This window comes from Paenibacillus sp. FSL R7-0302, assembly GCF_038006885.1.
Lineage (GTDB): Bacteria > Bacillota > Bacilli > Paenibacillales > Paenibacillaceae > Paenibacillus_AQ.
This window is the reverse complement of record NZ_JBBOWB010000001.1, coordinates 1,602,013-1,623,437: the sequence shown is the minus strand read 5'-3', so window position 1 is coordinate 1,623,437 and position 21,425 is coordinate 1,602,013. Positions and strand designations below refer to the sequence as shown.

General features: G+C 58.2%; 11 protein-coding genes. 4 read left to right on the top strand and 7 right to left on the bottom strand.

Features of this window, described 5'->3' with window-relative positions; genetic code table 11:
- Nucleotides 1-7: 7 nt before the first annotated feature.
- The 4 genes from MKY96_RS06740 to MKY96_RS06725 all read left to right on the top strand — a co-directional run bounded on the left by MKY96_RS06740 (nt 8) and on the right by MKY96_RS06725 (nt 6,288).
- Nucleotides 8-916: a helix-turn-helix transcriptional regulator gene (locus MKY96_RS06740; protein ID WP_340939374.1), complete on the top strand. Its 909-nt coding sequence runs from the start codon at nt 8-10 to the stop codon at nt 914-916.
- Nucleotides 917-998: 82 nt separating this feature from the next.
- A complete protein-coding gene (locus MKY96_RS06735; RefSeq protein WP_340939373.1) occupies nt 999-2,744 on the top strand; it encodes an ABC-F family ATP-binding cassette domain-containing protein in 1,746 nt (581 codons plus the stop codon).
- A gap of 111 nt (nt 2,745-2,855) precedes the next feature.
- Complete coding sequence (locus MKY96_RS06730; protein ID WP_340939372.1) at nt 2,856-4,610, top strand: sensor histidine kinase; 1,755 nt, start codon at nt 2,856-2,858, stop codon at nt 4,608-4,610.
- Nucleotides 4,600-6,288, top strand: coding sequence for a response regulator (locus MKY96_RS06725; protein ID WP_340939371.1), 1,689 nt, complete (start codon nt 4,600-4,602; stop codon nt 6,286-6,288). Before MKY96_RS06730 ends, MKY96_RS06725 begins: the two co-directional genes overlap by 11 nt.
- Nucleotides 6,289-6,643: 355 nt before the next feature.
- Here the strand turns inward: MKY96_RS06725 and MKY96_RS06720 are convergent, their stop codons facing one another.
- From MKY96_RS06720 to MKY96_RS06690, 7 genes are all read right to left on the bottom strand, one after another.
- Nucleotides 6,644-8,182, bottom strand: a complete 1,539-nt coding sequence (locus MKY96_RS06720) for a hypothetical protein (protein ID WP_340939370.1) — start codon at nt 8,180-8,182, stop codon at nt 6,644-6,646.
- A gap of 62 nt (nt 8,183-8,244) precedes the next feature.
- Nucleotides 8,245-11,007, bottom strand: coding sequence for an FAD-dependent oxidoreductase (locus MKY96_RS06715; RefSeq protein ID WP_340939369.1), 2,763 nt, complete (start codon nt 11,005-11,007; stop codon nt 8,245-8,247).
- Nucleotides 11,008-11,025: 18 nt separating this feature from the next.
- Nucleotides 11,026-11,862: a carbohydrate ABC transporter permease gene (locus MKY96_RS06710; protein WP_340939368.1), complete on the bottom strand. Its 837-nt coding sequence runs from the start codon at nt 11,860-11,862 to the stop codon at nt 11,026-11,028.
- Nucleotides 11,863-11,864: 2 nt separating this feature from the next.
- Nucleotides 11,865-12,848, bottom strand: coding sequence for a carbohydrate ABC transporter permease (locus MKY96_RS06705; protein WP_340939366.1), 984 nt, complete (start codon nt 12,846-12,848; stop codon nt 11,865-11,867).
- 80 nt (nt 12,849-12,928) lie between these two features.
- On the bottom strand, nt 12,929-14,452 hold the full coding sequence (locus MKY96_RS06700; RefSeq protein ID WP_340939364.1) for an ABC transporter substrate-binding protein: 1,524 nt from the start codon (nt 14,450-14,452) through the stop codon (nt 12,929-12,931).
- A gap of 384 nt (nt 14,453-14,836) precedes the next feature.
- On the bottom strand, nt 14,837-18,022 hold the full coding sequence (locus MKY96_RS06695; RefSeq protein WP_340939362.1) for an alpha-mannosidase: 3,186 nt from the start codon (nt 18,020-18,022) through the stop codon (nt 14,837-14,839).
- Between the two features lie 48 nt (nt 18,023-18,070).
- Complete coding sequence (locus tag MKY96_RS06690; RefSeq protein ID WP_340939360.1) at nt 18,071-21,310, bottom strand: alpha-mannosidase; 3,240 nt, start codon at nt 21,308-21,310, stop codon at nt 18,071-18,073.
- Between the last annotated feature and the right edge of the window lie 115 nt (nt 21,311-21,425).

Below are 21,425 nucleotides of genomic sequence, written 5' to 3'. Positions count from 1 at the left end.
GGAACTGATGGATTCGGCCAACCATACGCTAAAAGGGGAGTATTTCTTCCGGGGCAATCTCCTGTTATATGTGAACCGCGCTACCGAGACCTATGATCTTCCGCTTCACTCCCATGACTTCATGGAGCTGACCTTCGTGGCCGAGGGCAAAGGCTTTCATTATATCGGCCAGAAGGCTCACCCGACCGGCAAGGGCCAGCTGCACTTCATTCCTGTCGGCGTGTCCCATGTCTTCCGTCCGTCTTCACCCAGCTCTCTGCGCGAGCCGCTCGTCGTGTACAATTGTTTGTTTAAGCCGGAGCTGCTGGACCGTCTTGCCTGCGTGATTCAAGACCCGCCGATTGCCTCCTACCTGGAGCAGATCAGAGAACAACGGCTGCCTTCCTTCTCCCTGACGGATCTGAATGGTTCCATAGAGAACCTGTTTCTGGCGCTTCACCGGGAGCTTCACCTGCCGCAGAGCGGCTCGGACAGCTATTTGCTGACCCTGTTCATTCAGCTTCTGATCAGTATCTACAGGCTGGAGCATGATGAGATTCAGTTTCCGCTGGGCAAGCAGACGCAATTTTTGCAGATTCTGAATTACGTCCACCTGAATTATGTGCAGGAGATTACCCTGACGCATCTGTCACGCAGCTTCGACTGGAGTGAACGGCATCTTCAGCGGCTGTTCAAGGCGCATACCGGGCAGACCTTCTACCGGTACCTGCAGAACGTCCGGATTCAGAAGAGCTGTCTGCTGCTGGTCCAGCAGCCCAAGTCGCCCGTTCACCTCATTGCAGAGCAGGTAGGCTACCGCGATCCGTCAACGTTCAATCAGGTGTTCAAGCGGATTATCGGCACCACACCGGGGATCTACCGGCAAGCACCGGGAAGGAAACCGATGGAAGCGGTGAACCCGGAGGAACAACTTTAACGCGGAATCATTGATGTTATCAGGAAATAGTGTTAGGCTATCAACGGTAAACTCCATTCCAGCTACAAAGAAAGGTAGTCCTATGATTAAAGTTCAACACCTGTCCTTCTCCTTCCCGCAAAAAGAGCTCTACACTGACATTTCGTTTACGCTCGAAGAGGCGCAGCATTGCGCTTTTATCGGAACCAGCGGCAGCGGAAAAAGCACCCTGATCGATATCCTCATCGACCGGAACAGATATTTGTTCGACGGTACAATAGAGATGGAGCCTGATTGCAGCATCGGGTATGTGAGCCAGTTCGCCAAGCCTGACCAGTCTCTAGACACCACCGTGTTTGAATATATAGCCGGACCTTTCATTAAGCTACAGGATGAAATACAGCTCATCTGCACTGAGATGGAGACCTCGGCGGATATTGAGCCGCTGCTGGAGAAGTATCAACTGGCTCTGGACGCTTTCGACGCCTTGGGCGGAGATGATTACGAGAGCCTTATTCATAAAAAGCTGAATCTGGCAGACCTCATGAAGCGCAGGGATCTCAAGGTATCCGAGCTGAGCGGCGGGGAATTCAAGCTTGTTCAGGTCATGAAGGAAATGCTGAACCGGCCCGACTTCCTGATTATGGATGAGCCGGATGTCTTCCTGGACTTCGAGAACCTGAATGCGCTCCGGCAGCTGATTAACTCCCATAAGGGAATTCTGCTGGTGGTTACGCACAACCGTTATTTGCTTAACCATTGTTTTAACAAAATCATTCACCTAGAGAATAAGGAGCTTCAGGAGTTTGACGGCCGTTATCTGGAGTACAACCTCTCCCTGCTTCAGACCAAAATAGAGCTGCAGGAGCTGGCCCTCGCCGAACAGGAAGAGATTGAGCGCAACGATGTGATCATCGATAACCTCCGGGCCATCGCCACGTATAATTCAGAAGCCTCCAGAGGGAGAGCATTGAAAGCGAGAGTGAAGTTCCAGGAAAGACTGGAGGCCCGCAGAATCAAAGCGCCGTTCGTGGACATTAAGCAGCCGCAGATTCATTTGGGGATGGTGCATGAGCCGCAGGACACTGATGCTCCTGTAGTGACAGTCCAGGATTACCGGGCGGCCTTCGATGAGCTGCTGCTGGACAAGGTTAGCTTCGAGATGAATGCTGGCGATAAAGTCGCCCTGATCGGTCCGAACGGTACCGGCAAAACAACCCTGCTGCGCGATATCGCGCGGGGCCGGCACGACTCTATAACCCTCAGCCCGGAGGCTGCGGTAGCTTATCTGTCCCAGCTTCAAGGCGAAGTGCTGACCGATTCCAACACCCTGCTCGAAGAATTCATCGAGGCCGGGATGGCTACGTATGATGAGATCCGCTCCCATCTGGCAGGCTACGGCTTTGAAGGCGAGATCGTGAACCAGAGAATAGCAGCCCTGTCCGGCGGCGAAAAGAATTTGTTACAGCTGGCCAAGGTGTCTGCCCTGAAGGCCAATGTCCTGCTGCTCGACGAGCCGACCAGCCATCTGGACACCTACACGCAAATCGCGCTGGACAAAGCCATCCAGGAGTACAAGGGCGGGATTCTTATGATCTCGCATGACTTCTACTCCGTGGTCAACGGGATGGACTATGTGCTGATTATTGACGATAAGACGGTCCGCAAGATGACGATCAAGAAATTCAAGAAGATGATCTATGCCCAGCATTTCGATAAAGACTATCTGGAGCTGGAGCAGAAGAAGAAAGCAGCCGAAACCCGGGTAGAACTGGCGCTGAAGGATAACAATTTTGAGCTTGCCAAAAGTCTGGTCATCGAGTTGGAAGAGCTGATTAAACAGATGTAAACAGGGTTCCTCCGGGAGCCCTTTTCTGCATTGACAGCAGCGAAAAAGAATCGTTAAACTGAACGTACTACGCGAGATTCCATCAGGAGGCACCTACAGGAGGCAACTTAGATGAAGAAGCTTCTTCTCTCCCTGCACAAGATCCGTTTCAAAATGTTCGTGATCATCCTTGCCTGTATGCTGACCGTTGCGCTGTCGATCAGTCTGATTGCCTACCGGTATATCACCGATCTGCTGACCGAGAAGCAGATGAGCCAGATGAAGTCGTATGCCGACCGGCAGTTCGAGCAGCTCGAACGGATTCTGGCGGACATCAAGGCTCCGCTGGGGCAGCTGGCCGGACAACTGGCCGAGACAGACCAGTCCCGTGAAGCGGTTACCCGCGTCCTGCGGATGTATCAGTATTCGGTGTACCCTTTTTCCAGAGGCATGTATTTCATCGCCCCGGATTATTCGATTTATGAGACGGCGCAGACTACAACGCTGCCCGATGAGCTGAAGAACCGGCTGTATGCCGGAGCCCGGTCCTCCTGGACCTCCCTGCAATCCTTCGGCCCCTACCAATCCGCTAATAAAGGCCTGGTGCTGACCATTGCCGTAACCGTTTACAGAGGAACAGAGATCCAGGGCATCCTGGCGGCTGACCTCGACCTTCTGGCCATTAACGGGCTGATCACCGGGATGAATCCCTCCCCGGCAACCTCTACACTGCTGTTCAATTCCGGGTTACAGCCGATCCTCAGCTCGGTGAAGGTCAGACAGGATGAATACAGCGGGCTTTTTCCCCAGATCCAGAGCTTTCTTAGGCATAATGAAGACGGCCTCCTCCCCCTGTATACCGATCACGAAGAGTTTGTTGCTCTGTTTGGCGGTCCCAATTCGCAGGGCTGGCGGCTGGTCAGCTTTGTCGATAAGCAGGATATTCTCGCACCGGTCACCCAGCTCCGCTATTATGCGATCTATCTGGCCCTCTTTTTCATCCTGCTGTCGCTGATGATCTCCTTCTTCCTGGCCCGTTACATTGACGGCCCCATCTCCGGCCTGATCCTCCAGATGCGCCGCATCCAGAAGGGGAACCTCGGGCTGCGGGTCCAATTGAAGCGCAAGGATGAATTCCGCACGCTGGCGGATTCCTTCAATATCATGCTGGACCGTATCGGGGAGCTGATTGACGACAAACTGCGGACGGAGAAGCTGAAGAAGCAGTATGAGTTCCGGGCCTTGCAGGCGCAGATCAACCCGCATTTCCTGTACAATACGCTGAACTCGATCAACGCCCTGGTCGATCTGAAGCGGACAGATGAGATCGCCAAGGTGCTGCATGCACTGGTGAATCTGCTGGATTATTCCATGGGCAAAGGCGAGGCGCTGACCACGCTGGAGAAAGAGCTGGAGGGGCTCAGTCATTATATCTACCTGCAGCAGATCAGGTACCAGTACAAATTCGAGGTCAGCATAGACGTTGACGAAGACGTGCTGGACTGCCGCATTCTGAAGCTGACCCTGCAGCCGATTCTGGAGAATGCCATCTTCCACGGGATAAGGGGGAAGCGGCGCGGGGAAGGACTGATTACTGTACGCGGCAGGCTGCTGCAGTCCAGGCTGGTGCAGCTCGAAGTAGAGGACAACGGCACCGGGATCGCACCGGATCGCCTTAGCGGGCTGCTGGACCCCTCCGCCCCGCCGCCCGGCGGAGCGGAGGGGATTCCGCATTATTCTTCGATGGGCCTGCGGAATGTCCACGAACGGCTGCAGCTACATTTCGGCGAGGCTTACGGCCTGAAGATTACAAGCACAGAAGGCGCGGGGACGATCATCAGCATCACCTTCCCCGTAGTGAGAGGAGAACCGGCAGATGAGCAATAATCCGGTTGTACTGGACAAGATACGATGTATTGTAGTGGATGATGAGGCGCTGATCCGGGAGCGGTTCCGGTATGCTTTTCCGCTGGAGGAGCATGGATTCGAAATCATCGGGGAAGCAGAGGACGGCGAAGAAGCGCTGGAGCTGTGCAGACAGCTCAGCCCGGATATTGTGATCACCGACGTGGTGATGCCGGGGATGAACGGGCTGGAGCTGACCGGACAGCTGAAGCAGCTCCTGCCGAGGATCAAAGTCATTATTCTGTCCAGCTTCCAGGAGTTTGAGTTCGCCCGCAAGGCGGTGGCGCTGGGCGCACTGGGCTATCTGCTGAAGGTAACCTCGGGCTATCAGGAGCTGCTGGAGATTCTGGATCAGGCCCGCAGCGAGATCGAGGCCGACCGGGAGCGGATGCTGCTGTCCATTGAGGAGCGCAAGCAGCTTCAGGACAGCCAGCCGCTGCTGCGCAAGCAGCTGATCCTGGATATCCGCAGCGGAATGGCCCATTCCCCGGCCAGGCTCGGGGCCGCCTGCGATTTCGTGAACTGGCACCGGCCGGGCCCGGTATTCACGCTGGGGCTGGTCAGCATCGACCGCTACAGCAGCCTGTCCCAGACCTTCCATTCCAAAGATCTGGCGCTGTTCAAATACGTGATGATGCGGATGATCGAGGAGTTGGCGGAGACCAGCCTCCCCTGCAATGTATTTGACTGGGATGAGCAGAGCATCGGTCTCTGGATACTGCTCCAGGACCCGGGCGATGCTGCACAAGTGTCGCCGCTCTGTGAGAGCATACTCCACCATGCGCGTAAATACCTGCCCTTTACAGTGTCGGTCCGGGTTAGCAGGGCGCACCGGATGGAGGCTTCGCCGGAGGGGTGGCCGTCCGCTTTCGGAAGTGCATTCGGGGACTTAGAGGAGCTGAAGGCCGCCTTGTTCTATGAAGGCCATGGCAGCTATCACGCATATAGCGCTGTGCACGGAACGGTTCAGGGTAAGGAACCGGGTACTGCCTTGGTGGCTGCCGCCTCCTCCCGGCATAGTATGCCGGAGCTTCCCGATCCGGCTGAACGGCTGGCCGGACTGAGCGACCCTGCCGGGCTGCAGCGGCTGGTGCATGACGATTATATCCGGCCCCTGGTGTCGGCGAAGCCGGAACCGGAGCGGCTGCTGCACTGGATGGAGGAGCTGGCCGGGCGCTGGACCGCTGCCGACTCCCATTCCCGCAGCCGGTTCCTCGCCGGAATTGGCGGCGTGGAGACGATCCATGATGCGGAGGAGTTCCTGCTTAGCCTGTTCCTGTGGAAGCAGAGCGCAAGCCGGCTCGCCTTCGACCAGCCGGTACAGCGGGCCGAAATCCAGAAGGCGCTGGATTATGTCGCCCGCCATTACCGCGAGCCGCTCAGCGTGGCAGACATCAGCGACTACACGGCCATCAGCCCGAATTACTTCAGCCACCTGTTCAAGGCTCAGACCGGCATCAACTTCTCCGACTATGTGACCCGTTACCGGATCGAACGGTCCAAGCAATACCTGCGGGAGACCGAGATGCAGGTCGGTGAGATTGCCGAACAGATCGGCATCCCGGATTACAAATATTTCGCCAGAATCTTCAGGCGGCTTGTCGGCAAGACACCCAGCCAATACCGCGAGGAGGAGGGCGGGCGGAGCGGCCGGGTGTAGCGGAACGGCCGGGAGCAGGCGGACGCAGGCGGTGCGCCCTCTGGCTAATACTGAGAGTTTTCTCTCCCACCGGTCGCCTGTATGGAGAACATTGCTGCACATATTGCAGGATTTTTCTATAACTGTTACTGGCGGCGGTACAATGTTGCATGATTTGCACAAATTCCGGTGCAAAGAGCAAGTTAGCGCCGACTATGTTGCATTTCGTGCAGGATTTCAGTATAGACCGCTTCTATTGGGCAATATTGCTGCATTATTTGCAAGATTTCCTAAGCAATGACAAAGAGGCCGTCCCGAAAGCCATGGATCATGGCTTGGGACAGCCTCTTCTATTCTTTTTTATAAGCGGTCAGCCTTACAGGGTATCATCCGCCACGACCAGTTCGAACACCGAGCCGGCGGCGAACAGCGTTCCGTTCTTCGGCTTGAAGGTCACGGAGGTCACAGCGGCGTTGTTCTTCCAGCGTCCGCCGTACAAGGCCAGGCGTCCGCCCGCAGCGCCGATCAGCGACAGCATATGCTTATGGCGGTCAGTGTCGGCATGGCGGATAATGGACAGCGCTCCGCAGCCGAACTGGCCCGCTTCCGCTTCCCCGCCGGGGATCACCCCAATCTCATTATCGCTCTGGAGCACGGTCTCATGCGTCTTGTCCATGGCAGATGCCCGCCGGATCGCATAATTGGCCGCAGAGGCATCCCCGTTCAGCTCGATCAGCAGCCGGTCCTCCGTCCCGGAGGCATTGGTTCTTGCCACGGCCACCGCACGCAGGCCTACAGCACCAGCCGGGACCTGGAGCGTAACGGAGGCTTCGCCCGCTGCTGAGACCACATGCCGGGCCGCCGGAGCTTCAGCCTTATAGGCGCTGATGATGGAGCCCAGCAGGAAAGACTCGCCGCCCATACCGGGGAAATAATGCAGATGGTTCAAGGCCTCCGTGTTCCTTCTACGGCCGTTCTCCTGGCTGACCGGATAGAAGACCTCTTCAAAAGCAGCATGCTGGCTGATCCATGGCTTATGGAAGGCGGTGCTCCGGTACTCCGGATACATCACCACCAGATTGCCAAAGGAATCCGCCGGGGCAGCGGCCGCCGTTGACCAGCCCACCCGCTTCTCCGTAAAATATTCATCAATAATTTTATTATCCGCGATGCCTTCCCCCCCAAGGCGCTGGATGGGATAATTGGCGGATGACGTATCATTATTAAGCTGCTGATAGACCCGGTCGCCCTGGCGGGTAGCCAGATTCTGGCTGGATCTCATCTGCATCATCAAGACCAGATGGTTAGCATCTGCGGGCAGTGAGCCGAAGGTGAATTTCTTCGACTTCTCGTCAGGCAAGCGGTCTGCTGCCAGCCGGGCCTCATCCACGGCATACAGTGTAACAATGGACCCGATGGCCCATTGGTTGACGCCGCCGGGAACATTCTGCCACGGCCGCAGGGCGATGGAATCCACAGCCGCCGTGCTCTCCCAGGCCCCGGAGTGGCGCTGCAGCCGGGTCTCCAGCGAGGACCCCATACTCTGCCACAGCTTCAGGTTATCTGTGCGGAAGGCATACGGGAACAGCAGATACCCTCCTCCGTATCCGGCAGAGGCTGGAGGGATGTCCACGCCCTGCGCAATGTTGGTATTCGTAGTGCTGACTGTCGTAATCGCTGTGCCGCTTGCTGTGAATTCCCGGCGGTTATAATGGCTGGCCGTATCGCCGTTCAGAATGACCTCGCAGAATCTGCGCTCGGTGTAGGTCTGGGCGGCGTTCACTTCAATCACCAGATGGCGCGTGCCTGCTGGCACGAGCGCCGCCAGGGAGGTGAAGGTGACCGCCGTCTCCGGCGCACCCTGGACCTTAATTTCAGCAACACGGACAAGCGGCAGTGCAGATAGAATACTCATGAATCATCGCTCCTTCGATTTTTGGAATAGGTAACCTGTAGTGACATCATTCAGAACAAGGGCTAACTATGATCCGGCACCCGGGCGGCAGCGGCCAAACCGGCTGTGATCCGGCGGGCAATGAAGGTATCCTCCTTACTCATTCCGGCAGCTTGCGCAGCTTCATCATTGCCGGACGACTCCCAGGGTAAGTCTTCCGGCCATATGTCATCAGCAATATAGGCCAGCGCAGCGGCATCGGGAATCCGGCCCTGTCTGCGCAGCTCCTCTACCGCAGGAACCATCAGCAGCTCACCGGAACCGGCTGTACCGGCGGCTTCCTCCGGCCAGCGGATATCCAGGTAAATCTCATCCGGGTAGAAGCCTTGGCGGAGACGCAGCAGCAGCCGTAAGTCCCCCATCCGCCACGGCTGCCAGCGTCCGTTCCCCTCCTGCCTAAGCGGCTCTGTCCCCGTCAGGACGGCCGTTAGTGTTAATGGAGACTCTCTGCGGGAATTGCCCTTCCCGTCACCGGACGGAAGAAGTGACCCCGCCCGGATGAAGCCGCGCCCGTTCTTGGTGGCGATCTCCACTACAATCTGCGCACCTTCCTGCCATGATCCCAGACTCCGGGCTTCGTACAGAACGCGCACTCCGGCTTCTTCCAGCAGCCGGTCTGCCGCCAGTTGGGTCAGTACCGGCTCCAACTGCTCGCCGTTCCACGCCCCCTCCTTGCGAAGCAGCTCCAGCAGCTTGCGGACGGCCGCAGCCTCCTGCTTATCCGCTCCATGGAAAGCAGTGAGCCGGGACCGGGTAACCTCCGTCATCAGAGCACTGCCCGGCGCAAGCAGCACTACGCGCTTGCCTGTCAGGCCCAGGGCGGCAGCACAGATCACCTCAGCTGTTCCCGCTCCGGTAACCGCAACATCGAATGTACCAAGCGGTGGAACTGCCGCTGCCTGAGACGCTGCATCCGCTGTACCGCCGGGAAGCAGACGGGCGGCTGTGTTGCGGACGTACCCCCGCGCATCGGCGGAGGCTGCGGCAGCCAGCTTCCCGCTTAGGCTGTCATCCGCCCCGGCTTGCGCCAGAATGGCGGCGGCCCGCAGCTCCAGGCTCCAGCGGAGCGATTCAGGCCGGTCGCCGTGCATCCGGTAATCCTCCCCGGGAACGCCGGAGGCCAGCCAGTTCTTCACGGCCGCAGCCGCTGCTGCCTGCTGCTCCTTGTCCAGCAGCGGCAGGACAGCAGACAAGTAATCCAGCAGGAACGTGCTGTGCACTGCACCCGGCTGCTCCGCAAGTGCACGGGCCGCCTCTTCCAGCCCGGCGGGGCTCTTCAGCATCCGCAGCAGAACGAAGGATGCCACCCAGAAGGGCACGCATTTCGGATGGTTGCTGAGCTTCCTGCCATCCCTTGCGCCAATAAGGCCAAGCAGATAAGGAATGGCCTCCTCCCTGCCGAGCAGCGCCAGTGTTATGGCAGCATTGAAACCAGCCACGGCAGACTGCTCCTCCAGTATTCCTGCCAGTAACCGGACCACCTTCGGGTCACTGCCTGCGCCTGCGGAATGGCCCAGCAGCCAGACCGCCTTCCAGCCCTCTTCCGTGCCGAAGTACCCGGCAAGCTGCTCACTGTATGTGGCAGCGTTATCCCCATCCAGCTTCAGACCGGCCAGACTGCCCAGCCGGAAGCGTAGGTTCCGCCCTTCGGTCCGCCGCAGGTCCTCCTGCTCCAGCACGCCGCGCTCAGCCAGTCGCTGCTGCAGCAGCGAACGGTCCACCTGACGGGGCGCGCAGCCGCCTTGTACGCTCAGTGCAGCCGCTACGCCGGCTGCTTCGCCAACCTTATGCATGTCCTTCTGCATCCGCACGCCCATGCCGGCATCCCTGTCCACCGACAGCGCGCGGCCTGCCACCAGCAGCCGTTCCAGCCCTTTTGGCAGTAGCGCCCCGTAGGGAATATCGCACCACAGCCCCCGGACGAACAGGCCCATCACCGCAATCCACAGCTGGCTGAACTCACTCTCATTGCCGGTATCGAAGCCGTGATTATCCAGATGGGAATAGCTGCGGGCGATCACCTCCGGCGAAGGCCGGTCTTCGATGTAATCCTGCAGCGTGATGACGGCATCCCCTTCAATAAGTCCGCCTTCTCTCACGCCAAGCATGGAGGACACAGCGAAGTAACGCGCCCCCTGAGCGTAGCCTTCCCTGACCCACTCTCTTCCGCGGGTGAATGCCCGGGAGACATCCCAGGGATCATACGGGTCCACCCACCCGGCATCCAGATTGTCGTACCCGATCTCACCCTCCAGGGTCCGGCGCGGAATGAACGAGTAGTTATGATAGATGCCGTCCAACTCCCGGCCGTAGCGGAGCCTGCCCCCGGCCATCCGCACCAGATGGGCGTTGCCGGTGCTGTCGATGATGACCCCGGCGCGGACTTCCAGCGGTCCGGCCGGACTCAGTAGCCGCACACCTGCGACTCCCTCACCTTCCATGATTACCTCATAGACCACCGAATCCAGCCAGACCCGGATTCCCTTCTCCCGGCAGAGGGCGGCGAGCGCCACCCGCTTCGCATCGGGATGGAAGCCCTTGGTCCTCCCTCCGAACACGGCAGCCGCTTCGGCAGTCCGGCGGTCAATCTCTTCCTGAAGCCCCCCGGGAGACCCGTAGTAATAACGGTGGATGCCGCCCCGGGTGGCGACACCGCCCAGAGCGGTATCATTCTCCACCAGGATTACACTGGCACCTTCATCGGCGGCCGCAAGGGCCGCTACACAACCAGCCGTCCCTCCTCCAACGACAAGTACATCTGCTGAGACGGCTTTTGACTGAATCATGCACACACCTCCTGTTGCTTAGCCTTTGATGGAGCCGGCCAGACCTTCGATGAAATACCGCTGCAGGAACAGGAACACGATGATAATCGGCACCACCGACATCACCGCTCCCGCGGCAAGTCCCGTCCAGTCTACGCTGTTCGTCCCGAAGAAGTTATACATGCCGACCCCCAGCGTACGCAGCGACGGCTTGCTTAAGGTGAAGGTCAGCGGGACGAAGAATGCATTCCACGCGCCGATGAAGCTGAAGATCGTCACTGTGCCGAGAATCGGCTTGGACAGCGGCAGCATGATGCTGAAGAACATCCGGAAGTACCCGGCGCCGTCAATCGTAGCGGATTCCTCCATCTCTTTGGGCAGGGAGGCGAAGTAGCCGACGAACAGCAGAATCGAGACGATTTTGGACGGACCGGACTCGGCCAGAATGACCCCCATCAGCGTATTATTGAACCCGAGGCCGACAATCAGCTCGAACAGCGGGAGAATCGTGAAGCCCTTGGGCAGGAACATGGAGATAATCAGCAGGGTCATAATCAGTTTTTTGCCAGGCATGTTGCCTCTCCCCAGCGCATACCCGGCCATCGAGGTAATTACCAGGACAAGCAGAACTACCGATGCGGTAACAATCACCGAGTTGAAAAAGTACTGATAAAAGTTCGCCAGCTCCCACGCCCGCACAAAGTTATCGAAGGTCGGCTCTTTGGGGATGACGTTAATGCCGCCCAGGAACATTTCGCTCTGCGACTTGAAGGATGACGAGATGATCCAGATGAACGGATAACTCCAGATTAAAGTGAAGCCCAGCAGCAGAAGCTGGACAGGCAGTTGTCTGAGCAGCCGGTTAAGCCTGTACATGGTTATTCCGCTCCTTTCGCGCCGGATCTGCGGGCATATTTGCCGGTCAGCGCCTGGATGATGACGACTACGAGCACAGCCAGACTGAACAGAATGCCTGCGGCCGAGGCGAAGCCATACCGGGACGAACCGCTCTCCGGCTCAAACGCATACCGGAAAATATAAGTCTGCACAACATCGGTCGCTTTGACCGGGCCGCCCTCAGTCATCGTACGAACCAGATCGAACGGGTCCAGGTTATTGATGAACGTCAGCAGGGTAATGACCAGGCCAATCGGGGCCAGCATCGGAATCGTGATCCGGAAAAAGCTCTGCACTCTCCCCGCCCCGTCAATTCTCGCCGCCTCGTACAGCTCACCCGGGATCGTCTGTAATCCTGCGAGCCAGTAGATCATGGGGGTCCCGAAGCTTTTCCAGACGGAAACCGCCAGCAGGGTGGGCAATGCCAGCTTGGTAGAACCCAGGAAGTTAATCGGCTCACTGATGATTCCGGTATTCAGCAGCATCTCGTTCACCGCACCGCCCAGCGGATTCAGCAGAATGGAGAAGATCACTCCGATTACCGCTGTCGTAGAAATCACAGGCACAAACAGCAGCAGCCTATAGATATTTCTCCCCGCCAGGAACTGGTTGTTGAGAATAACCGCCACCACCAGCGCCAGCGGCATCTGGATCAGGACATGGGTCAGGGCGAAGAAGAAGGTGTTCATGAACGCGTTCCAGAAGCCCGGGTCGGCAGCCACCTCCCGGAAGTTGCCCAGTCCGATGAAATCGGTCGGCCAGCCGATGCCGTCCCAGTTGAAGAACGAATAATACCAGCTTGCAATCATCGGCCATAGGGTAAAAGCGGAAAAGAACACCAGCATCGGCAGCACGAACAGATAATGATAGCGGTGCTTCTTGATTTGTTTGAACAGCTCCGCTCTCCGGGAGAGCGGAGCCTTGCCGGCGGGAGCAGGGATCGTCTGCTGCGTGCCGTAGCCCATGATGCATTCACTCCTGTCTGTTTCTGTATGGTTTCTGTATGTTTCCGGGGCCTGAGCCAGGCTCAATGCTTGTTCAGCGCTTATTCAATGATGTAGTTCTGCATCGGGTCCCAATCCGGGTATTTCAGGTCATCTCTGGTGAAGGTGATTCCGCCGTCATTGGCGATTTTGATCTGCTCATCAATCACCTTATTCGCCTTGGTATCGTATTCCTCTGCGAGCGGCACCGGGTCTTCATTGCTCATCACCGCCTTCAGGAAAACCTCCTGAATCTTCGGCTTCGGCATCGAGGCGCTGATGTTCTTCGAGAACTGGTCATAGTTCTGGTTGTTCGTATTCACCGCCGGAGCCATGCGGATCGTCTCGTCCATGACCTTCACAATCTGCTGCATATCCGCCGACATCTCAATGCCTTCCATCGCTGCCGGCATCAGCACCAGCTCTTTGGCATATTCATAATTCGCCCGCTCGAAAGCTTCCGAGCCCAGGAAGTCCAGTACCTTCCACGCAGCATCCTTGACCTTCGACTGCGAGCTCATGGCATACCGCGGCTCGGCAATGGTCGGCGTGTCGCGGTAACCCTTGCGGCCTGCATCCGGCACCGGCGCTGCGGCAATCCCCATATCCATGCCTGCATTCAGCTTGCGGATCTCCTCCGCCTGCCAGGCTGCGCCGATGAACATGGCTACGCGTCCGGCGGCGAACTGCTGGTGCATCTGCGCGGTATCCCAGTTTTCCCAGCCCGGGGCTACAATCTTCTCAGCGTTCAGCTTGCGCAGGATCTCAACCACCGGCGTCGCCGACTTCGACGAGAACAGGCCGGTCTTGAGGTTGATGATCGTGTTGCCCTCGTATCCGATGACGCCGCCTTCAAGTCCCGAGCCCAGGCCGGATACGCTCAGCCCGAACACCGCCGGAGCCTTGCCCATCATGGCGAAGCCGTAGACCTGCCCCTTGCCCTCCTTCGTAATCTTCGTTGCAGCTTCGACGAATTCACTGTGTGTCTTCGGCGGCTCACTGTAGCCGTATTTCTCCAGAATGGCCTTGTTGTAATACAGCGGTCTTACCTTATCGAAGCGCGGGTCGCGGACCGGAACGCCGATGATCTCCCCGTTCACCCGGGTCTGGCTGGTGCGGCTGAAGGCGCCCTCCGGGAAGCGGGCCTGGAAGGCATCGTCCATGTAGCTGTCCAGCGGCTCCGCCCATTTGTTGTCGTAGACGGTCCGGGCCTGCGGCTGGCCGCCTTCGATGAAGAAGAGGTCCGGGCCCTCATTGGCGGCAAAAGACAGCTGAAGCGCATTATTATACTGCTCTGTCGGATTGGCGATAACGGTGACTTTGACGTCCGGATTTGATTTCATGAAGATGTCCATTTGTTCCTTGTAAAAGGCTTCATCGCCGGGTCTGGCCGAGACGATGGAGAAATTCACCTTCTGGACCGCAGCGGCTGTAGCCGCAGGTGCTTCAGATGATCCAGCCGGAGCAGTTGTCCCGCTGCTTTCCCCCGTGTTATTGCCGCCGCAGCCGGCCAGCACCCCTGCCATCATGCCCGTCAGGGCAAATACCGTTGTCAGCGCTCTCATGAATGAACGTTTTTGGGTCAATTGCATACACTCCCCTTTAAGTAGGCTCGGTGATGATTGATATACCTCGTCTGTATCGTTACTTCTCCTTACAGCCTTATTGTAGCAAGTACCGCGAACCGCGCGTATCCCATGCATCTACGATCCGGGTGGAGATATCTATGCAATTAGTGGGGGATGGGGTGCACATGTACAGTCGTCGCGGGCAGCGTCCAGCGAAATCAGGAGCACTTATGCTCCTCATTCGCTCTCCTAGCCGACTTTTGAGGAATTCAAGTGCACTTCTGCTCTTCATTGGCTCATTTGGCCAGATAGAAACTTGTATGCATTAGCCAGCAATCTGAGCGCCTGCTCTCCTCATCAAAAAAAGCAGTGCCGCCCATACAGGCGAACACTGCTCTTTCATTATGGTGCGGTCACTTTCAGCGTAACCACCTCGTACGGTGTCAGGACGCGGAAGACGGTCCCTCCGCTGGCCGCCAGCCCGGACTCCGTAACCGGCTTCTCCATCAGGTTAAGTTCCGTCAAGCCGGCTGGGTCCAGCGGCAGGTTAAGCTCCACCCGGTCCCGGCCGCCGCCGGATTCGTACAGGCGGAGTACAGCACCGCTGCCATCCTCCGCGATCTTGACGGCATCCACGATCGTATGCCGGCTATGCACATCCAGCAGCGGGCCGGACGGCGGCAGGCTGCCCTCATGCTGAACGGCCGTACAGGCAAGCAGCGGCTGGTTCAGCTCGAACCCTTGCTGCACAACGTTCCCTGCTCTCCAGTCACCTTCGTGCGGATAGAGGGAATAGGTGAATTCGTGCACCCCGATATCGGCGGTATGGTCCGGCCAACGGGGCGAACGGAGCAGGGACAGGCGCATCGTATTTCCTTTGATATCGTAGCCGTACTTACAGTCGTTCAGCAGGCTGATCCCGTAGCCGCCCTCCGACAGATCCGCCCAGCGGTGCCCGCATACCTCGAACTGGGCTTGTTCCCAGCTTGTATTGTTATGGGTCGCCCGCTCAATGCTGCCGAAAGGAATCTCATACACTGCCTTCGCGGCCCGGATATCCACCGGAAAAGCAGCCTTCAGCAGCTTATGCTCCTCCCGCCAATCCACCCGGGTCTCGAAATCCACACGCCGGGAATGGCGGTGGAAGATGATATGCTGTTCCACCCGTGACTGGTTCAGCTCCCAGGTGAAACGGAGAATATCGCGGGTGTTCCCCTGCAGGACCGCTTCACTGGACAGCAGTCTGGCTTCCGCAGCGGGCTGCTCCGCAAAATGCGGGTCCATATCCCACGCATCCCAGACCGTCGGCCGGTCATGGAACAGCTGCAAGCCGTTGGCGGCGGCGCCTGGAGCGACAAGCTCCCGGCCGTTGCTTTTGTCCAGCCAGGAGCTGATCCGGCCCAACCTATCGAAGGTAATGTGAACATTCTCTGTCTCCCAGCGGTCAAGTAGGGCAGGTATCTCTGCTGATTCTCCGCCAAGACTTGCCGGGTCCGCAGCAGCTACTGCCACAGCCCCTCCTGCTCCTCCGGTCACCCTATGGCGCAGCCAGATTACCTTGTACCCCATCGCTGGAACTTCTCCCGGCGCAATGAACAGCTTCACCTTGCCGCCAGACTCCAGCACATCGCAGGGAAGGGCCTGACCCTCCGCATCATAAGGCCGCTGAGCGAGCAGCTCCGCACCGCCTTGAACCAGAACCGTATCCTTCCGCGCCCAGGACAGGCTGTTGAACACAATCAGCGGCGTGCCTTCTCCCCGCGTGTCTATAGCAGCTGCCAGTGTGCTGGTGGCTTGACTGCGGGCCTGTTCCCCATAGCCAAAAACATCCTCATAATGCGCCTCCGACTTCACATACACCTCCGGGATGGAGGTGCCGGGAATGATGTCGTGGAACTGGTTCAGCAGCAGCAGCTCCCAGCCTTGGCGCAACGGCCCCTGTTGCACCTCCACACAACGCTCAAGCGCTGCCGCGCCGGACAAATAGGACAGAGCATTCCAGATTTCCGCTTCGCGGTAGAGCGCCTCCGCCTTGCGGTTCCAGCGTTTATTTTTGGCGTGTGTGGTATAGGTTCCTCTGTGCAGCTCCAGATACATATCCCCGGACCAGACAGGCAGCTCAGGGGCAGCATCACGGATTCCGTCAAAAAACGCATGGGCCGTGCTGAACCGGCTCTCCGGCAGCCCCGGCAGGGAAGCGGAGCGTTCAATCACTTCCAGCATTTCGCGCGTGACCCCGCCGCCTCCATCCCCGTAGCCGTAGAGCAGCATTTGTTCGGGGTGTGCTTTTTGCTGGCGGAAGCTGTCCCAATGCTCTCCTACATCCGCCGGAAGTGTATTCTCATTCAGGCCGTGATTAAGGAAGGACAGAATCCGCGTGCCGTCGATGCCCTCCCACTGAAACAAATCATACGGAAAAGCATTCGTGTCATTCCAGTTCATCTTCGTAGTCATGAAGTAATCGACACCGGATTGCTTCAGCAGCTGGGGCAGGGAGGCACAATAGCCGAAGGTGTCCGGCAGCCATTCCACCCGCGGAACCTGGCCGAATTCCTGCTCATAGAAGGCACGCCCGTAGAGAAGCTGCCGGACCAATGACTCTCCGGAGGGGATATTCAGATCCGGCTCGACCCACATCCCGCCTACCAGCTCCCAGCGTCCCTCTGCGATACGCTGTTTGATGCGCTCGTACAGGTCGGGATAGTGCTTTTTGGCGTATGCATATAGCTGCGGCTGGCTCTGGGAATACCGGTAATGCTCATAATGCTCCATCAGCGTGATGACTGTCGAGAAGGTCCGGCCGGTCTTGCGCACCGTCTCCTTCAGCGGCCATAGCCAGGCCAGATCGATATGGGACTGGCCGACCATGTGCATCGTACCGGCTACTCCCGGGTTCCGGCTTCCTCCGGCAGCTTTGAGTGCGCTTCTAAGCTTCGCCTCCGCTTGCCCCATCTGCTCTTCACTTAGCGCTGCCGGGTCCCCGGCTTCCTGGATCAGCGCTTCCAGTGCGCGTTCAAGATATAGCCGTTCTGCGGAATGTTCCGGCAGCCGCTGCAATGTCCCGTAACCTACGGTTACCGTAAAATATAAGCTCTCCGCCGCCGTATCCACGCTCACCAGTCTGGCCTCCTCGAACCTGACCGGCGGGGCATCATTGTCCTTCTGCCCGTTGAGCAGATCTGTGGGAATCGGCGGCACATGATACAGCTCGATCTCCAGCTTCAGCTTGCCGCTTGCCGCCAGTTCAGCGGAGAGCGGCACGAAGCTCCGGTTCTTGTCCAGGCCGTGATACGGTGTGCCGTTCACAGACAGCAGCCCCTCGCCCCCGGCCTTGAACACAAGGCCGGTCGTTCCTGCCTGCCATGCAGCAGGCACCTGTGCGGTTGCCGTAAGGAACAGGGTCTCCCGCACCTTGCTCGCAAGACGCCCGGGGGAAGCCGTCTCCCCTTCCGGTCCGTAATAACGGTAATCCCCTTCGTCTACATACTCCGCTCTGCGCAGCGACCACTCTTCAATCTCCAGGCTGTCCCTATACCGGCGCAGCATCAGCTCACTCAGCAACCGTCCGGTCCGTCTTGTCAGCGGCATATCCCAGCCTCCTCTATTGAGTTAGATGCTCCTGTTTCAACCCTCGCATCAGGCAAAAGTCAAATGAACTGTGTGGATCTCATAAGGCTTGAAATCAAGCCGGATCGCAGGTCCGTCCACCGTCTCAGTCTCCAGCGGCCGCTCCATCAGATCGCGCAGCTGCCAGGAGGAGACGGCATAATCGCTGCTGACATCCGCCGTGCAGCGTGTTCCGGTGAACTCATGCAGCCGGACGATACAGCCGCTGCCGTCTTCGGCCAGCTTCACGGCATCGATGGCAATGTTCGGGGCATCGCAGGTGATCAAGGATTTGCCGGCTCCGGCGGCGTAGGCTCCTTCGACGGCCAGCAGCGGCTGGTTCAGCGCCCATGCTTCCTGCACCGTACCCGCAGCCACCCAATCCCCTTCATGCGGAAGCAGCGAATACGTAAAGTTATGCTCTCCCTGATCCGCCAGCCGGTCGGGGCTGGTCGCCGATTTGATCAGCGACAGCCGCATCGTATGATCCTTAATGTCATAGCCGTATTTACAGTCATTCAGCAGGCTGACCCCGTAGCCCCGCTCCGACAGATCCGCCCACTGATGACCCACGCTCTCAAACCGTGCATAATCCCAGCTTGTATTCCAGTGGGTTGGCCGCTTCACGTTACCGAACTGGATATCATAGGTCGCTTCTGTAGCACGCACAGCCACAGGGAAAGCCGCCTTCAGTAGCTGGTGCTGCTCATGCCAGTCAACATAGGTCTCGAAATCAATCCGCGCGCTTCCGGCATAGACCTTGACCTTCTGGACAATGGTGGAATCCATATAACTCCAGGCGAATTCCAGCACCGCCTGAAGCGGGCCGCTTTCGGTCAGCTTGACGGAGCGCAGATCGCTGATGATCCGCATCTTCTCCTGATAGTACAGATCGATATCCCAGGCATCAAACATCTTCGGCTTATCCTCGAAGACCTGAAGCACATTGCCGCATTCACCCGGTGCCAGCACCTCGCGTTCTGCGCTGCGGTCGAAGATCCGGCTAAGCTGTCCTTCCGCATTCCACTCCAGAATATAATAAGGAGTAGTCAGTATGGAATCCTGCCAGCGGAAGGGAACGGAGGGTTCTGGCTGAGCGGCTTCTGAACCGTCAAGCTGAGCGGCAACAATCACTGTACTGCCCATCGCCGGGACCGCCGCTGTCTGCACCAGCCACTGCCCGCCGGAGCGCTGTGCAATCAGCCGTTTGCCCTCGGCATCCGTCCAGATGGCGTTTTCTGCATCGTGAGACACGGTTGCCAGCCGGGGCGCGGTGAAGAAGGCGCTGTTAAACAGTGTATATTCTGTGCGCAGCGGGACTTCCGCCGGAGAGAGCCCGGCTTGCGGCGCAGGTGAACCCCCGGCAGACTCCGCAGGGAGACCGGCATGCGTTGCTGGCGAACCCGCAGACGTCAGGCCGACAAGCCCTGCCGCCGCAGCCTCCCGCGCGGCCAGGCCAAGCTGCTCCGCTTCGGCATATTCTACGCGGGAATCCTGGTACACCTCATGAATGGAGGAGCCGGGAATAATATCGTGGAACTGGTTGCGCAGAATAGTCTGCCAGCCTTCCAGAAGCGAGTCCGCAGGATACTGCTCGAATCCGCCGCTTTCCGCCGCCCAGAGCATCTGCAGCCATTCCGCTTCGCGGTAGAGCAGCTCCAGCTTGCGGTTCATTCTTTTATTATAGGCTTGGCTGGTATAAGTCCCCCGGTGGTACTCCAGGTATAGCTCCCCGTCCCAGGTATGCACATACTCCTCTGTAGCATCTATCGTCTCATGGAGACGCTCGAAGTACTCCGCTGCCCGGCCCGTCTTCACCTGCGGAAGGCCCGGCATACTATCCAGCCGCCGCCGCATCTCCAGCATCTCGCGGTTGACACCGCCGCCCCCGTCCCCGTATCCGTAGGATAGCAGCAGCTCACGGTTCAGGTTCTTGTCCCGGTACTGTTCCCAGATCCCCTGCACGGAGAACGGCTCGATCAGGCCGTTATAGGTGTAATACCAGGCACCCGATTCCGGGCCCTCCGGCGTCGTGATGAAGTGGGTCAGCACCTCGCTGCCGTCAATTCCTCTCCACTGGAACGTATCATGCGGCATCCGGTTGTACTGGCTCCAGCTGATCTTGGTCGTCATGAAGGTGTCAATGCCCGACTTGCGCAGAATCTGCGGCAGCGCCCAGCTATACCCGAACACATCCGGCAGCCATAAGTACTTGCAGTCCACGCCGAACTCTTCACGGAAAAACTTCGTCCCGTACAGAATCTGCCGCACCAGCGACTCGCCGCTCGTCAGATTACAGTCCGCTTCCAGCCACATCGCCCCTCCGGCTTCCCAGCGGCCCTCTTCCACCCGCTGCTTAATCTCCTGATAGATCTCAGGGTAATCCTGCTTGATGTATGCATAGAGCTGAGGCTGGGTCTGCAAAAAAATGTACTCCGGGAACTCCTTCATCAGCCGCAGTACAGTGGAGAAGGAGCGGGCGGCTTTCTCGCGGGTGTGGGTCAGCCGCCATAACCAGGCCACATCGATGTGGGTATGGCCGATGGTGGTTACCGTCACCGGATGCTCCTGCTCCAGCCGGGACAGGTCGGCGAGCAGGCTTGACTCGGCTTCCTGGACTGAAGCATAGAATGCCGAGTTTCCGGGTCTGGACCAGTCCAGCAGGTTGAAGGCCTTGTTCAAGGCAGCCAGCAGCTCATGCTTCTGAATCTGGCTGTCTGGAAGCTGCTTGATTGTCCCAAGCGCCGCCCGGCCGGTGTAATAGAGGTTGTCGGCGGACTCATCCAGATAGGCCAGCTCCGCCCGCTTGATCTTGTGTTCCTGAGGGATCAGCTGCCCATCGCCGTTCAGGCCCGACCATAAGCGGAAGGTGAAATCCAGCTCACGGCCAGCCGCGCCGTCTTCCAGAAATACCTCCTGGTGGTTGGAGTCCACCCCCTGATAAGGCTTCCCGTCCAGGTACAGCAGCGATTCGAACCCGCTGTTATTGCCCCCGCCGGTACGCCCGAAATCGAACAGCCCAACAACACGTTTACCCTGCCAGTCCGCAGGCACGCTTACTTTGCGGTGCAGCCACAGATAAGCATCATAGCCGGTCCAATACTCCCCGGTCCGCAGCTTCGTACCCCCGTCAAGTGTAGGCGGATAAGCACCATTAGCCCCCTCCTGATCCTCAGTAACCAGCCATTCCTCAAGTGTAATCCCCTCACGGTACCGGTACCCTTCCAGCTCTCTCAACCGCGCGCCAAGCTTCTCTTCTGTCCAGAACATATTCGTTCTCCTCCTTCGTTATAACACGTGTTATTAAGCAGGCAAAAGTGGTGGGCGGGCGGAGGTCAGGTGCACTAGTGCTCCTCATTCGCTCATCTAGCCAAATTTCGGCAAA

Bases quoted from the DNA above. Each gene is read 5' to 3' on its own strand.
- MKY96_RS06725 (WP_340939371.1), top strand. From the start codon at position 4,600: ATGAGCAATAATCCGGTTGTACTGGACAAGATACGATGTATTGTAGTG.
- MKY96_RS06740 (WP_340939374.1), top strand. From the start codon at position 8: ATGGATTCGGCCAACCATACGCTAAAAGGGGAGTATTTCTTCCGGGGC.
- MKY96_RS06720 (WP_340939370.1), bottom strand. From the start codon at position 8,182: ATGAGTATTCTATCTGCACTGCCGCTTGTCCGTGTTGCTGAAATTAAG.
- MKY96_RS06695 (WP_340939362.1), bottom strand. From the start codon at position 18,022: ATGCCGCTGACAAGACGGACCGGACGGTTGCTGAGTGAGCTGATGCTG.
- MKY96_RS06705 (WP_340939366.1), bottom strand. From the start codon at position 12,848: ATGGGCTACGGCACGCAGCAGACGATCCCTGCTCCCGCCGGCAAGGCT.
- MKY96_RS06730 (WP_340939372.1), top strand. From the start codon at position 2,856: ATGAAGAAGCTTCTTCTCTCCCTGCACAAGATCCGTTTCAAAATGTTC.
- MKY96_RS06735 (WP_340939373.1), top strand. From the start codon at position 999: ATGATTAAAGTTCAACACCTGTCCTTCTCCTTCCCGCAAAAAGAGCTC.
- MKY96_RS06710 (WP_340939368.1), bottom strand. From the start codon at position 11,862: ATGTACAGGCTTAACCGGCTGCTCAGACAACTGCCTGTCCAGCTTCTG.
- MKY96_RS06690 (WP_340939360.1), bottom strand. From the start codon at position 21,310: ATGTTCTGGACAGAAGAGAAGCTTGGCGCGCGGTTGAGAGAGCTGGAA.
- MKY96_RS06715 (WP_340939369.1), bottom strand. From the start codon at position 11,007: ATGATTCAGTCAAAAGCCGTCTCAGCAGATGTACTTGTCGTTGGAGGA.